The 14,460-nt window shown below is 74.8% G+C and carries 8 protein-coding genes; 3 read left to right on the top strand and 5 right to left on the bottom strand.

Features of this window, described 5'->3' with window-relative positions:
- Nucleotide 1: 1 nt before the first annotated feature.
- The 3 genes from ABZ404_RS37635 to eccB all read right to left on the bottom strand — a co-directional run bounded on the left by ABZ404_RS37635 (nucleotide 2) and on the right by eccB (nucleotide 3,554).
- Nucleotides 2-481, bottom strand: coding sequence for a hypothetical protein (locus tag ABZ404_RS37635; protein WP_358834523.1), 480 nt, complete (start codon nucleotides 479-481; stop codon nucleotides 2-4).
- A gap of 197 nt (nucleotides 482-678) precedes the next feature.
- Nucleotides 679-1,983 carry a type VII secretion-associated serine protease mycosin gene (gene mycP, locus ABZ404_RS37640; RefSeq protein ID WP_358834524.1) on the bottom strand — a complete coding sequence of 435 codons (1,305 nt, stop codon included), beginning with the start codon at nucleotides 1,981-1,983 and terminating at the stop codon, nucleotides 679-681.
- 23 nt (nucleotides 1,984-2,006) lie between these two features.
- A complete protein-coding gene (gene eccB / locus ABZ404_RS37645; RefSeq protein WP_358834525.1) occupies nucleotides 2,007-3,554 on the bottom strand; it encodes a type VII secretion protein EccB in 1,548 nt (515 codons plus the stop codon).
- A 207-nt stretch (nucleotides 3,555-3,761) separates the two neighbouring features.
- Between eccB and eccE the strand changes: the two genes are divergently transcribed.
- The 3 genes from eccE (at nucleotide 3,762) to ABZ404_RS37660 (ending at nucleotide 9,303) form a co-directional block, all read left to right on the top strand.
- Nucleotides 3,762-5,051 (top strand): type VII secretion protein EccE, encoded by a 1,290-nt coding sequence (gene eccE, locus ABZ404_RS37650; protein WP_358834526.1) that lies wholly within the window; start codon nucleotides 3,762-3,764, stop codon nucleotides 5,049-5,051.
- Nucleotides 5,051-5,836, top strand: a complete 786-nt coding sequence (locus ABZ404_RS37655) for a hypothetical protein (RefSeq protein WP_358834527.1) — start codon at nucleotides 5,051-5,053, stop codon at nucleotides 5,834-5,836. The genes eccE and ABZ404_RS37655 overlap by 1 nt, the downstream gene beginning before the upstream one ends.
- Before the next feature lie 296 nt (nucleotides 5,837-6,132).
- Nucleotides 6,133-9,303, top strand: a complete 3,171-nt coding sequence (locus tag ABZ404_RS37660) for an SCO5717 family growth-regulating ATPase (protein ID WP_358834528.1) — start codon at nucleotides 6,133-6,135, stop codon at nucleotides 9,301-9,303.
- Nucleotides 9,304-9,417: 114 nt separating this feature from the next.
- On the opposite strand, the gene ABZ404_RS37665 is transcribed toward ABZ404_RS37660, so the two are convergent.
- Together ABZ404_RS37665 and ABZ404_RS37670 are read right to left on the bottom strand one after the other, a co-directional pair.
- Nucleotides 9,418-10,374, bottom strand: a complete 957-nt coding sequence (locus ABZ404_RS37665; RefSeq protein ID WP_358834529.1) for a bifunctional riboflavin kinase/FAD synthetase — start codon at nucleotides 10,372-10,374, stop codon at nucleotides 9,418-9,420.
- A gap of 63 nt (nucleotides 10,375-10,437) precedes the next feature.
- Nucleotides 10,438-14,337 carry a serine protease gene (locus ABZ404_RS37670; protein WP_358991599.1) on the bottom strand — a complete coding sequence of 1,300 codons (3,900 nt, stop codon included), beginning with the start codon at nucleotides 14,335-14,337 and terminating at the stop codon, nucleotides 10,438-10,440.
- Nucleotides 14,338-14,460: the final 123 nt, after the last annotated feature.

A 14,460-nucleotide genomic window follows, 5' to 3' on the forward strand; every position in this document is an offset into this window, starting at 1 on the left:
TTTACTTCAGACCGCCGGAGTCGGCGTCGTTCCCGTGGCCACCCTGAGCGGGGGCCTGCTTGGTGCCCGGGCCCTGGTCGGGCCCCTTCGTACCGGCCGCCGGGGTCTCGTAGTACTTCTCGGTCTCCTTGCGGATGGCCTGGTAGCGGTGGGCCTCGTCCGCGTCGATCCCGCCGTAGCCCTTGTCGGCGATGTGCACCGCGATGCCCATGCCCTCGATCTGCTCACCGAAGATCTTGGTGAGCCGCTCCAGGTTCGTACGGACCTTGTCGTACGCCTTGTGCAGCTCGTCCGCGGCCGCGAAGCCCTTGCCGTACGCCTCCGGGTGCACCCGCTGGTCGGCGATCTTGGTGTGGCGCGCCGGGGACTTCTCCAGGCTGCGCAGCAACTCCTCCATGCGGCCCTTGAAGTCGGCGAGGCTCACCCCGTCGACTCCGAGGTCCGGCTTGCCGCCGCTGCCGCCACCGTTCGGCTCGGCCACTGTTCCTCCCCGTGAATTCCCCGCCGGCACCGCTCTGCCACCGGTACCGCTCAAGCTCAGTCGCTCCGCCGTGCGCACTCGTCACACTCGTGAAGCACGCGAAGCATGTGATCACTCTAGTCACTCCGGATTCGGAGCCGAATGAGTATCCGTACTCAAAGATGTCGCAGACTCGTCCCGAAAACCTCTGCGTTCTCTCAGAACCTCTCCGGCAACCCGCTCAGCCCCCGCGCGCCCCGCCGACGGACGTCCCGGATCACCGTCGCCGTACCCGCGACCACCGCCACGAGCAGCGCGGCGATGCCCAACGCGTAGGTGGCGTACCGCTCGTTGCGCTCCTGGGGCGTCTCGGAGAGCGCCAGCGCGGTCACGTTCGGGGGCTGGGCCCGGGGCGGGCCCGGGTCCGGGTGCGCGGCCTCCTCGGGGGGCGAGTCGTCGGTCACCGCACGGACCGGGTCGACGACGCCCCAGCCGACGAAGTTGTCGTGCCCGTTGACGGACCGCTCCGCCGTCTGCTCGATCCGCGCGATGATCTGCGCGGCGGTCCACTTGGTCTTCGCGTACGGGTACTTGGCACGCAGCAGCGCGGCGACCCCGGCGACGTACGGGGCCGAGAAGCTCGTCCCGTTGTCCGAGCACTGGCCGTTGCCCGGGACGGTCGAGACGATGTCGACGCCGGGCGCCGCGACCCCGACGAACGTGCCCGGCTGCGAGAACACCGCGCGCTCGTTGTTGCGGTCCGAGGAGGCGACCGCCAGCACGCCCGGGAAGGCCGCCGGGTAGGTCTCCTTCAGCTTGCCGTCCATGCCGTCGTTGCCCGCCGAGGCGACGACCACGATCTGCTTGTCCAGGGCTCGTCGGACGGCCTTCGCCAGGTCCGAGCCCGGGCCCTGCGGCTCGGTGGTGTCCTGCGAGATGTTGATCACGTCGGCGTGCTGGTCGATGGCGTGGTCGATCGCCTTCGCCATGGTGTCCGTCTTGCCGCTGTTCTTCTCGTCGTTCTGGCGGATCGGGATGATCGTGGCCTCGGGCGCCAGGCCGACGAAGCCGGTGCCCGCGCGGGGGCGCGCGGCGATGATGCCCGCGACCTTGGTGCCGTGGCCGACCTCGTCGACGGTGCCCCCGGTCTTGCCGCGCTTGTCGTTCTGCTCGCCGCCGCCCTCCTTCTCCGGCTTGAGGTAGTCGGCGCCGCTCTTGGCGTCGACCGCCGGCTTGAGCTGCGGGTTGGCGATGTCGACGCCGGTGTCGATGACCGCGACCCGTACGCCCTTGCCCTTGGTGTCCTGCCACAGCTCGTCGAAGAGCACCCGCTGGAGCGACCAAGGGCGGCCCTCGATCTGCTTCTTCATGGGGAAGGTGCACTCACCGCTGCCGTCGAGTCCGACAGCGGGCGGGGCGGCCGGGGCGGGCGCCGGGGACGCGTACGCCGAGGGCGCGAGCGTCAGCGCGGCGACGGCCGTGGCCACGCCCACCAGCACCGGTTTCCTGTATGGCTTCAGCATCGACACGACAGGTCCGTCCTTCCCTACGAGCCCTGGGGCTGGCGGGCGCTGTTGGTGTCCAGCCGCGGGCCCTTGGACAGGAACTCCGACCAGTTGATGGGCACCAGGGCCGGGGTGACCTTCTCGTATCCGAGGCGCTGCTGCGCCTGGCTCGGCTCGGGGCGGCCGTCGTCGGGCTTCTGCTGGTCGCCGGCGCCGATGTCCGAACGGGCGGCGTCGCTGTCGCCGTTGGCCTGCACCGCGTACCGCAGTCCGGTGTCGGTCACCAGGAAGAGCGAACCGTCGGGGCGGGTCTGGCGGCCCTGCACCTGGGTGTAGAGCAGGCCCGTGCCGGGGGTGACGTACGTGCTGGTGCCGCCCGCGGTGATGGCCGCCGGGTACTCGGTGCCCGCCCAGGTGGAGAGCGTGGTGTTGCCCTTGTCGTCGACCTTGCGCAGCACGCTGCACACGGTGTTGCGCGCGCCCGCTCCGGCGCTGCCCGCGTTGACCTGCTTGGCGCTCTTCTCGGGCCAGTTGTTGGCGGCGCCGAAGTACTCGGGCGTCGGCGTGATGTCGCCCGCGTTCACCTTGCTGACGTCGCCGCGCATGCCGAGCCGCGTCGTCTGCGGGGAGTTGAGCACCAGCCAGGCCGTGAAGTCGGAGACGGGCTGGACCTTGCCCTGGAGCACCACGTACTGCTGGCGGCCCGCGCCGGTCGGGGCGCTCAGCACCATCCCGACCTTGTCCTGCTGTGGCGTAAGGCCGCCGCCGGTGCCGGCCGGGGCCCCGACGGTGCCGGGGATCGTCGGGAAGTCGATCGGGGTGCCGTCGCGAAGGGTGGCCAGCCAGTCGTCCGTGACCTGCTGCGGCTTCTCGTCGGCGCCGAACAGGGTCCGCGCGAGCAGATCGCCGGGGGCGCCCTTGACCAGGTACTTGGTGCCCTTGGCGTCGACCACGTAACGGGCCTGGTTCTTCTGGCCCTGGACGTACATCACCTGGCCGCCGGTGAGCCTGCGCTTGTCGTCGGTCAGCTTGAAGTCGCGTTCGGCGAAGACGAACGCGGCCTTCTGGACGGAGTCCTTGCCGCCGCCGGGCTGCTCGCAGACCGCCCAGCGCTTGGCCTTGCCGGCCTCGCTCGCGGCGGGCAGCCGGTCCGGGGCGTACGGGATGCCGAGGATCGGGCCGCGCGCGAGCTTGCCGGAGTCGAGGATGTCGTCACTGACCTGGATGACGTCGAACTTCGCCGGATCGAGGAGCAGTCGGGCGGAGGCCAGGTTGAGCACCGGGTGGAGCAGGACCTTCTTGTCCTTGCCCTTGCCGGTGGAGAGCACGACGTACCGGGTGGTCGACTGCTTGCCGACGATCACCTTGGTGCCGGGGGTGTCCCAGCCCTGCGGCGCCTTCGGCTTGAACATCCCCCAGGCCCCGAAGCCGGCGAGGCAGAGCGCGGCCACGATGACACTCGGCACGATGGCCTTGAGCGGACGCGGGGCGCCCTCTTCCGTGCCCGTGGGGGACGGTTGCAGAAACGCCGCCACCGTGCGCTTCTTCGCAAAGGTGTACGCGTTGAGCTCGTCCCGCCGTGATGCCATGCGCCTCTGTCTCTCCCCGCGCGGCCCCCTGATCGGACCTGGTCCTGCGGTCCCCGGGCCTCGATTGTCAGACCGGCCCCCTACTATGCCTGTTGACCAAGGGTGCCTGTGGGGCGGGTAGGGTGAAGCCGCCGTCAAGACCCCTTGCCGAGCTGGGGGAATCCGGATGTTTTGGGTGCTTGCGCACGATTGGGGGGTGGTGGAGTGATGGCGTCCGCGACGCGTGTGCGGCCTGCCGCCGCCGGTCCGTCGGCCCCCGCCCCGGGAGCCTCCGGAGCCTGTGCACCCCGTCTGAAGGCCCGGCCCGGACACTTCGGGTCGTTCCGACTGCAACAACTCGTCCTGGTGGAGCTCGCCGCCGCGGTGCTGCTCGTCGCGTGGGTGATCGACACGCTGATGCTGGTGCCCGCCGGTGTGGTCGCCGCGCTGCTGGTGCTGCTCGCGGTGGTGCGCCGGCACCGCCGCTCCCTGCCCGAGTGGCTGGGCACGGTGCTCGCGCTGCGCGCGCGTACGCGCAGGGCGGCGGGCCTGCCGGTCCCGGCGGGCACCGAACCGGGCTTCGCCCCGGTGGTGGAGTGCGACCCGGCCCTGCGGACGTACACGTTCGGTGACCGTGACCGCCGTCCCGTCGGCATGGTGGGCGACGGCACCTTCCTCACCGCCGTGCTCCAGGTCGAGATGGACGCCACGGCGCTGCGCCCGGAGCGCGGCACCCGCCCGCTGCCGGTCGCGCTCGTACGGGACGCGCTGGACGTCGACGGGATCCGCCTGGAGTCCGCGCAGATCGTCCAGCACACCCAGCCCGCACCCGCCCCGCACCTGCCGCAGCAGTCGGTGGCCGCCCGCAACTACGCGCCGCTCCAGGCGCAGACCGGCTCGCCCGCGGTGCGCATCACCTGGATCGCGCTCAAGCTCGACCCCGAGCTGTGCGCGGAGGCGGTGGCGGCGCGCGGCGGCGGACTGACCGGCGCCCAGAAGTGCCTGGTGCGCGCGGCGGACCAGCTGGCGAGCCGGCTCACCGGCGCCGGGTTCCGCGCGACCGTCCTCACCGAGCAGGAGCTGACCGGCGCCATCGCCACCTCGACCTGCGCCAACCCGATGGCGATCACCCAGGCGGGCCGCCCGGGCACGCCGGGGCGGCGCACCCAGGAGACGGCCAGGACCTGGCGCTGCGACGACCGCCGCCACACGACGTACTGGGTGGGCCGCTGGCCCCAACTCGGCGGCGCCGGGGCCTCGATGCCGCAGCTGGTCGCCCTGCTGACCTCGCTTCCCGCGCTCGCCACCACGTTCAGCCTGACGCTGGCCGCGGGCGACCGCCAGGAGGTCACGCTCACCGGCCACGTCCGGATAACGGGCCGCAGCGACGAGGAACTGGTCGCCGCCCGCCGGGAGCTGGAGCGCACCGCGCGCGGAGTGAAGACCGGCCTGGTGCGCCTGGACCGCGAACAGCTGCCGGGCATGCTGGCCACACTGCCGCTCGGGGGTGCGCGCTGATGACCATGTCCTCTGTCTCTCCTTCCTCGGTCTCCCCTTCCGCCGCTTCCCCCGCGCCCGCCTCTCCCGAGGTCCGCAGGGGGCGCGCCCGGCTGGGCTTCGGGCTCCTGGGCCCGCGCCGCGACCGGCACGCGCTCGCCGCCGACCAGGTGGAGGCGCTGGCGCTGCCCGTCGGCGATGACGGCATGGTGATAGGGGTGGACGCGTCGGGCCGCCCGTCGGTCCTCGGCATCAACCGCCCGACGGCGTACGACGTGACGCTCATCGGCGGGCTCTGGACCGCGCAGGTGCTCGCGCTGCGGGCGGCTGCCACGGGCGCGCGCGTGACCGTGGAGACCGGCCGGGCCCCCGCCTGGACGGCACTGGCCCAGGCGGCCGGTGGCGGCCAGCAGTGCATCGCGCTGCACGACGTGGGCCGGGTGCCGCCGCAGGGCGCGTCCGCCGGATCGCCGGTCGTGGTCATCCGCGACTGCGGGATGCGGCCGCCGCGCGGGCGGGTGGTCTCGGGGCCGTGGCAGTCGGTGCTGACGCTGCTGCCGTATCTGAGCCCCGTGGCGCCCCGGCTGCTGGAGAAGTCGGATCTGGTCGGTGTGCAGCGGGTCTCGCCGGACGAGGCCGCGCAGATCGGGCGGATCATGCATCTCGCGCAGGCCGAGACGGAGGCGCTGTCCACGCTGGCGGACGGGGTCACCCTGTGGTGCGGCGCCCGCGATCGCCAGTTCGTGATGACCCAGGCCACGGACGCGGAGACCGGACTGCTCGGCTCCGCCCGGCGGATGGACTGAGCGGCCCGCGCCGCGCGCGTGCCGCCACAAGGGGACACGGGACCAGCGGGACCACAGGGACCCAGGGACCACAGGACCACAGAAGCACGGGGAATCAGAGCAGGTACGACCGGCCTGAGCGGGGCGTGTGAACGGTTCGTTCACCCTCCGGCCGCACAACGCCGCCCCGCTGTCACTTGACGGCAGCACCACGGGCACGTCGTGATGGAGGGGACAGTCGGTGAGGGGTGGCCGGGCCTGCCGGTGCGGTGTTGTCGGCGATTAGGCTGAGACGGCCTGCGAACGAAAGGAATCCGGTGAACAGCGATCAGGACCAGTTCCGCACCGGCGGGAACGCGCGCGACGAGAATCGGTCCGACGCCGATCCCGAGCCCACGGGTGAGTTCACCATCGACTACACCCCGCCCGCCTGGTACACGCAGAACGCGGCGCCCAGCGCGGACGCGGCGACGCCGCCTCCCCCGCCGCCCGCCGGGCCGCCCGTGGCGGTGCCCGGGCTGCCCTCCAGCGGTGGCTTCCAGCCCACCTGGACGACCACGCCGGCCGCGCCGGGACCCGCCCCGGCCGAGGCCGCGGCCTCGACTCAGGCTCCCGTTCCGCAGGCGGCGGCCGAGCCGCAGCCGTTCGGCGGTGGGGACATCGAGAGCGGCGCCACGATGCGGTTCTCGCCGGGCTCGCTGAAGCGGGAGCTCGCGGAGCGGCTGGCCAAGGCGGACGCCGCCAAGGCCGACGCGGCGGCCGCGGAGGCGGGCACGGACCCGGTCACGGGCCCGAGTCCGAGTGCCGGTACGGGTACGGACCCGGCTGCGGGTACGGCTACGGGCACGGATGAGGCGTCCGGCGCCCCCATGGCCGAGGCCCCTGCCGTGACGGACGCGGCTCCCGCGCCCGCGCAGGCCGCGCCGACCGTGGACGACAAGCCCGTCGACGCGCCCGCCGTCGAGGACGGGGCCGACGCCGAGGCCGCGGTGAACCCTGCCCAGGACGCCGGCTCCCCCGCGGACGCCGATGCCGGGGCCAATGCCAGTGCCAGTGCTGACCGTACGGGGGAGGCCGAGCCCGAGGCCGCGGCCTCCGGTCCGGTGAACCCCGAGAACACGGCCGCGGACACCGACGCGGCTTCGGGCGAACCGGAGCCCGCCCCTGCCACCGCCCCGGCCGCTGTCGCCTCCGCGTCCGCTTCCGGTGCCGGTGCCGGTGCCGGTGCCGGTGCCGGTGCCGGTGCCGGTGAACCGAGCGATGCGGCCTCGGCCGCGCCGGTCGCGCCCGCCGGTCAGAACGCCGGTGAGCCCGCCGACTCCGGTGACTACGTGACGGCCGCGCCGCTGGCGCCCCCGGCCGTTCCCGCTGAGCCGGCCGACGCCGTGCCCGCGGTGACGGACGCGGCTCCCCAGGACGCGGCTCCGCAGAATGCCGCGCCCCAGGACGCCGTTCCCCACGACGCACCGGCGGCCCCGGTCGTCCCGGCCGATCAGCCGTGGGCAGCGCAAGCCCAGCAGTCCGGTCAGCAGCCTGGCCAGGCGCCGGTTCAGCAGGCCGGGCTGCCGCCGTTGCCGCCCGCGTACCAGCCCGCCGCGCCCGCACCGGCGCCGCAGTGGCCCGTACCGGCGCATCAGCCGCAGCCGCAGGCCGGGCAGCCCGGGTGGCCGGTGCCGTCGGGCGACCAGCCGCAGGTCCCGGGCACGCCGAACGCCTCGGCGCCGCAGCAGGTACCGCCCACCGGCCAGCCGGGCTTCTCGGCGCCCCAGCCCCACACCCCGGCCCCGACCCCGGCCCCCCAGGGCGGTTACGGCTTCCCGCAGTCGGCCACGCCGAGCGCTCCGGCACCGGCTCCCGCCCCCAACGCCCCCGCCCCGCAGGGCGCTTACGGGTTCCCGCACCCGGGCACGCCGGGCGCCCCCAACACCCCTGCTCCGCAAGGCGGTTACGGCTTCCCGCAGCCCACCCCGGCCCCCATCCCGGCCCAGAACCCGCCCGTACCGCAGGCGCCCCAGGCGCCCCAGCCGCAGGCGCCCCACGCTCCCCAAGGCGGCTACGGCTTCCCCCAGCAGCACGGCCAGCAACAGGGCCAGCAGCAGGCGGCCCAGCCGCAACCGCCGGCGCAGGCCCAGCCGCAACCGCAGCCCCAGGCGCACGCCCAGGCGCAGCCGTTGCCGCAGCCGTTGCCGCAGGCGCAGCCGCCCGCCGGGCCCGTGGACCCGCGCAGTGGCACCGGGTGGCCCTCCCCCGTCGCCCACGACCAGCGCGAGCGGTCCGTGCCGGGCGCGCCGCTCGGGTACACCGCGGCCGTGGAGCTCTCCTCCGACCGGCTGCTGCGCAACAACAAGCAGAAGGCGAAGAGCAGCCGCAACGCGGGTGGTTCCTCCCGCTTCAAGTTCGGCGGCAAGAAGGAGGAGGCCGAGCGGCAGCAGAAGCTCAACCTCATCCGTACGCCGGTCCTGTCGTGCTACCGGATCGCGGTCATCTCCCTCAAGGGCGGTGTCGGCAAGACGACGACCACCACGGCGCTGGGCGCGACGCTGGCGACCGAGCGGCAGGACAAGATCCTGGCGATCGACGCCAACCCCGACGCGGGCACGTTGGGCCGCCGGGTGCGCCGCGAGACCGGGGCGACCATCCGCGACCTGGTCCAGGCGATCCCGTACCTCAACTCGTACATGGACATCCGCCGGTTCACCTCGCAGGCGCCGTCGGGTCTGGAGATCATCGCCAACGACGTCGACCCGGCCGTGTCCACGACGTTCAACGACGAGGACTACCGGCGGGCGATAGACGTCCTGGGCAAGCAGTACCCGATCATCCTCACCGACTCGGGTACGGGTCTGCTGTACTCGGCGATGCGCGGTGTCCTCGACCTCGCGGACCAGCTGATCATCATCTCCACCCCGTCGGTCGACGGCGCGTCGAGCGCGTCCACGACCCTGGACTGGCTCTCCGCGCACGGGTATGCCGACCTGGTCCAGCGCTCCCTCACGGTGATCTCCGGGGTCCGTGAGACCGGCAAGATGATCAAGGTGGACGACATCGTCCAGCACTTCCAGACGCGTTGCCGCGGGGTCGTGGTCGTCCCGTTCGACGAGCATCTGGCGGCGGGCGCCGAGGTCGACCTGGACATGATGCGGCCGAAGACGCGCGAGGCGTACTTCCACCTGTCGGCGCTGGTGGCCGAGGACTTCGTCCGGGCCCAGCAGCAGCAGGGGCTGTGGACGGGGGACGGGGTCAACCCGCCGCCGCACATGGCCCCGCCGATGCCGGGTCAGTACGCGCCGCAGGCGGGCCAAGCCGTCCCCGGCCAGCCGCACATCCCGGGGCAGCAGGTTCCGGGGCAGCCCTTCCCCGGGCAGGCGCAGTCGCAGCCGCAGCCGCAGCCGCAGCCGTACGCACCCCAGCAGCCGCAGCAGCCCCAGCCGTACGGGGGGCAGCAGCCGCCGCAGGGGTGGCAGCAGCAGCCGCCTCAGCAGCAGTAGGAGCGGCGAGAGGCGACACCGAAGGGCCCGTACCGTCTTGGCGACGGTACGGGCCCTTCGGGCTTGCCTTCTGATCCGCCGACGGCGGTCGCCGCGCGGAGCGGCGGACGCGTGCTAGGCCTGCGCCTCGTGCGCCTCGATCAGCTCGGTCGAGCGCTTCACATCGCGCCCGATCGCCTCCAGCAGCGCCTCGATCGACGCGAACTTCTCCTGGCCGCGCACATAGGCGAGGAAGTCGACGGCGACGTGCAGCCCGTACAGATCGAGGCCGACGCGGTCGATCGCGTACGCCTCGACCGTGCGCTCGGTGCCGTCGAACTGCGGGTTGGTGCCGACCGAGATCGCGGCGGGCATCCGCTCGCCGTTCGCGGTGAGCCAGCCCGCGTACACGCCGTCCGCGGGGATCGCGGTGTGCGGCAGCGTCTCCACGTTCGCCGTCGGGTAGCCCAGTTCGCGGCCGCGCTGCGCGCCGCGCACCACGACGCCCTCGACCCGGTGCGGGCGGCCCAGGATCTCGGCCGCGCCCGCCACGTCGCCCTCGGCGACCAGACGCCGGGTCAGGGTCGAGGAGAACGGCTGCCCACCGCCCGCCTCGCCGCTGACGAAGAGGTCGATGACGTCGACCTCGTAGTCGTACGTCTTGCCCTGCTCGGCCAGGAACTCCACGTCGCCGGCCGCCTTGTGGCCGAAGCGGAAGTTGGGTCCCTCGACGACCACGCGCGCGTGCAACTTGTCGACCAGCGCCTTCACCACGAACTCGGCCGGTGACAGCTTCGAGAACTCGCTGGTGAAGGGGAGGATGAGCAGCGCGTCCACACCCAGGTCCGCCATCAGCTCGGCGCGCCGGTGGTGCGGGGCGAGCAGCGGCGGGTGGCTGCCGGGCCGCACGACCTCGCTGGGGTGCGGGTCGAAGGTCACCACGACGGAGGGGATGCCCAGCTCACGGGCGCGCGCCACGGCCCGCCCGATGATCACCTGGTGACCGCGGTGCACCCCGTCGTAGGAGCCGATGGTGACGACGCTGCGTCCCCAGTCCTGGGGAATGTCCTCCAAGCCACGCCAGCGCTGCACTGTGACCGCTCCTCGCCCGAAACTCGCCCGAAATCCGAACCCGTGTACGTGAGAGGGGTCCTCTCACACAGGTCTAAGACTGCCATGCCCGGCGGGTTCGGCCCTCATCGGCATGGGCACCGCAAGTGCCTCGACCATGCGGCGGGCGCTCGGCCCGATCACGGCGGACCACTCGTGCGGCGCCTGGGCGAGCCAGCCCGCGACCTGAACGGCGAATTCCGGTACTTCCCTCGCCAGCTCCACCACCCGCCGGTCGAAACAGCAGGCGCCCTCGGGGGTCCGCACCAGGAGCAGCCCGGTGCGGTGGACCAGGTCGCGGGTGCGGGCCTCGGGCCGCGCTGTCGCCCCGAGGGCGGCGGCCCGCAGCAGGGCGTGCAGCACCGCGGGGTCCCGCGACTCGTACCGCTCGTATTCCAGCAGGACGTCCAGGAGTTCGGCCCGCAGGGGGCGCGAGGTGCGGCTGCCGGGCGCGGCGAGCACCGGCGCCAGCGCCCGGCGCACCTGCGGGGAACAGGCCCGCAGGACGGAGGTGACCAGCGGGAAGAGCACCGCGCGCGCCGCGGGACCGTACTCCAGGCGGCGCTCCACGAACGCGGCGGCGTGGACGGCTCCCTCGGGGTGGCGGTCCACGTACTGGCGGACGAGGGCGGCCGCGCGCCGGGCGAGCGCGGGCGTGTTGATCTCGGCGAGCGCCTCCAGCACCTCGGCGGCGGCGTCGCCCGGCTGGTCCAGACGGGTCTGGAAGGCGGCGAGGACCGGCTCGGGGTGGGTGGGGAGGGCGGCCAGGAGGGCTGAGGCGGGCAGCTTGGGGTCGCCGCCCGTGTACCGGGCGAGCGTCGTGTCGAGGTAGCGCGCGCGGGTGCACGGGTCGCGGACGAGCAGGCCGAGCGCGGCGCCGTGCAGCGGGGTGTCGGCGGGCCGGGCGAGCAGGGCGAGCGCGGCGTAGCGCAGCAGGTCGCGGTCGGCGCCGGTGGTGGCGTACGGCGCGACGCGCGGCCCGTACGCGGCGGCGGCCACCCGCCGTTCGGGCCGGTCGTCGTGGGCCCAGCGGTCCACGGCCCGGCAGAGCGCGGACGGCTCGTCCTCGGCGAGCGCGGCCAGGAGTTCGTCCGCGCGGGCGTGCGCGGTGGCCACCAGCGCCTCGGTCAGGTCGTCGACGGCCAGCGAGCGGCGCGCGTAGAGCAGGGCCTGCGCGGCCCCGGCGACGGTGGGGCGCATCTCGCTGCCCGGGGGCGCCGGGAGCGGCCGCTCGTCGGTGAACCACCGGCACAGCAGCGGCTGTACGCTCCGGGGCTCGGCCGCCAGGCGCCGGTCCACGGCGTCGAGGTAGCGCTCCCAGCCGGGCGCGTGGCCGGGCGCCCCGTCGGCGGGGACCAGGCGCCGCATCAGCTCCATCCGGCGGTCGTCGCCGATCCGCAGCCGCTGCCAGAACCACGGCCCGAACGTGCCGAGCCCGCCCAGCCGCCCGGGCCCGCCCTCGCGCACCGACCGCTCGCTGATCCGGTCCGCGAGCAGCCGCAGCACACAGAGGTACGAACGGGGCTCGGGCACCCGCAGCAGCGTCTGGGTGAGCAGGTGCACCGCCCACCAGCCGGCGTCCTCCGCCCGTTCCGGGGGAGCCGTCCCGGGCCCGGCGGCGAGCCGGTCGAGCGCGTCCACCAGCTTGGCCAGGTGCGGGGCGAGCCGGTCGGCCCCCTGCTCGCGGTCGAGGAGGAGCAGGGCCTGGAGGACGGGGCCGATGCGGTGGCGGGGGACGGGAAGGGTGCGGGGCTCGTCGCACGGCGGCTCGGCGCGCGCGCCGGGCGCGGGCGGCGGCGGCCCGGGGCGGAAGCGCCTGCCCCGTCTGCCGTCCTCGCGGCGCGGCGCGCGGCGCTGGTCGGGGACGACACCGGAGTGCGGCCGTCCGGCGGAGGCGTCCGGGGGCGGGACGGGGCCGTCGTCCGGCCCCGCTCCCCCGGCCATGCGCGATCCCGGCGGGGGCGGCACGTACTGCGCCGCGTCGTCACCCGGGCCGCTCGTACCGGGGCGGGACGGCAGCCGGGGCGGGGTGGAGGCGTCGTCCGGACCCGCCGCCCCGGCGCCGCGCGATCCCGGCGGGGGTGGCACGTACTCCGCCGCGTCGCCGCCCGGGCCGCTCGTGCCGGGGCGGGACGGCAGCCGGGGCGGGACGGAGGCGTCGCCCGCGGGCGCGTCCTCGCACCAGCGGTGGACCAGGGCGTGCAGGGCCGCGTCCAGGTCGAGGTGGGCGGCCTGGAGCCAGTCGGCGAGCTCCTCGTGCGCGAAGCGGTAGCCGGAGCCCGCCGGGACCAGCAGGCCCTCGGTGAGGACCGCCGAGGCCCAGCCGGTGCGCCAGGGGAAGATCTCCTCGAAGTTCTCGCGGTCCAGTTCGCCCTGGCCGGGGCCGAGGCAGCGCCGGGCCGCCTCGTGGACCCGGCCGGAGACCCGGGCGGCGAGGCGCCGCACGGCCGGGCCGCGCAGCGGGGGGCGTCGGGCGGCGGCCAGCCGTACCGCGACGCGCAGGCACATCAGGTCCAGATGGGCGGCGAAGACGTCCTCGCGGCCCGGGCGGCCCGGCACCTCGCCCGGCAGCGCCTCGCGCACCTCGGCGAGGAGCCGCAGGGTCAGCGGATGGCGCCCGGCGCCGTCGGCCAGGGCGCCGTCGGGGATGCCGTACCGCTCGCGCGCCCGGGCCGCCTCCTTGCGGGAGAGGTCGCCGATCCGCACGGCGTGCGGCAGCCGGGGCGCCTCGGCCGGGTACAGCGACTCGGGCGGGAAGAGCGCCCCGGCCTGTTCCCAGTGCTCGGGGCGGCAGGCGACCACCAGGCGCGCCCCGGCCTCGCGCAGCCAGGCCGCCGTCCCGGCCGTCCACTCGGGCAGCCGGTGCGCGAGGACGGGCGGCATCTCCTCGGGCCCGTCCAGCAGGACGAGCAGGGGCCGCCCGGCGTCGGAGGCGAGCCGGGCCACCCGCTCCGGGGTGGCGCACTCCATGTCACCGGGCGCCCCCGCGGCCGCCACGATCCGGCCCGCCTGCCGCAGCGCCCGCGCCACCGCGTCGGCCACCGAGCCGTCGCCCGCGCGCAGATCCGCGCCGCGCAGCCACACCGTGGGCGCGGGCTCGGCGCCCCGGGCGCGCCGGGCGGCGAGGGCGGCGAGTTCGGTGGTGCGGCCGGTGCCGGGGTCGCCGACGAGGCCGAGGACGCGGGCGGGTCCGGCCGCGAAGTCGGTGAAGTGCCGTACGGTGAGCCGCCGTTCGACCGGCTCGCGCCGCTCGCCGGGCCCGTCGGCGGAGCCCACGGAGGTCGCGGTGAGCTGGAGCGCGCCCGCCAGGTTGAGGTCCTCCCCGTACCCCGGGACGGTCGCCGCGTTGCGCCGAAGCAGCTCCTGGAGCGGGCCGCCGTCGGGGCGCAGCGGCACCGCGAACCCGGCCGCCTGGTGCGCCGCGTGCAGCGCGGTGCCGAGCACCCCGAGCACCGCACCGGTCGCCGCGTCCAGGACCGGACCGCCCGCGGCCTCACCGCCCAGCCGCAGCGCGTCGGCGCCCTCGGTGCCGATCGCCAGCTCCAGCGCGGAGCCGAGGAGGTGGAAGCGGTCGGTGGCGGTGTAGGTGACGGGTGACTCGCCGAGCACCCGCGCCTCGCGCCACCCGTGCGCGGCGATCCGTACGTACGTGCCCGGCGCGACCGATTCCCGGGCGGCGACCGGCAGCGGGCGCATGTCCAGGCCCTCGGTGCGCACCAGCGCGAGCCCGGCCTCCGGCAGCGGGGTCACGGCGTCGGCCTCGGCGAGGCAGGTCCGCTCGCCGGGGGCGTGCAGCACCACCCGGGTGAGCCCGTCCACCACCTCGTGGCTGGTCACCACGGTGCCGCGGTCGTCGGCGACGAAGCCGGTGCCCCGGGTACGTCCCGCCAGATCGCAGATCCGTACCAGTGTCTCCCGGCCCCCGTCACCGTCCCCGCGTCGCATGTCCGAAACGGTAGTTCTGGCATGATCCGCCCGAGAAGAACGCGAGGCGAAAGCGCCCCCCAGTGCTCCCCTCTTTCACTACGAGCGCCTGCCCCGGCGGGTGAAAACACCTGTGGCGGGCTC

Source organism: Streptomyces sp. NPDC005878 (assembly GCF_040629815.1).
In the GTDB taxonomy this organism is placed as follows: Bacteria; Actinomycetota; Actinomycetes; order Streptomycetales; family Streptomycetaceae; genus Streptomyces.

Bases quoted from the DNA above. Each gene is read 5' to 3' on its own strand.
- mycP (WP_358834524.1), bottom strand. From the start codon at position 1,983: ATGCTGAAGCCATACAGGAAACCGGTGCTGGTGGGCGTGGCCACGGCC.
- eccB (WP_358834525.1), bottom strand. From the start codon at position 3,554: ATGGCATCACGGCGGGACGAGCTCAACGCGTACACCTTTGCGAAGAAG.
- eccE (WP_358834526.1), top strand. From the start codon at position 3,762: ATGGCGTCCGCGACGCGTGTGCGGCCTGCCGCCGCCGGTCCGTCGGCC.
- ABZ404_RS37655 (WP_358834527.1), top strand. From the start codon at position 5,051: ATGACCATGTCCTCTGTCTCTCCTTCCTCGGTCTCCCCTTCCGCCGCT.
- ABZ404_RS37670 (WP_358991599.1), bottom strand. From the start codon at position 14,337: ATGCGACGCGGGGACGGTGACGGGGGCCGGGAGACACTGGTACGGATC.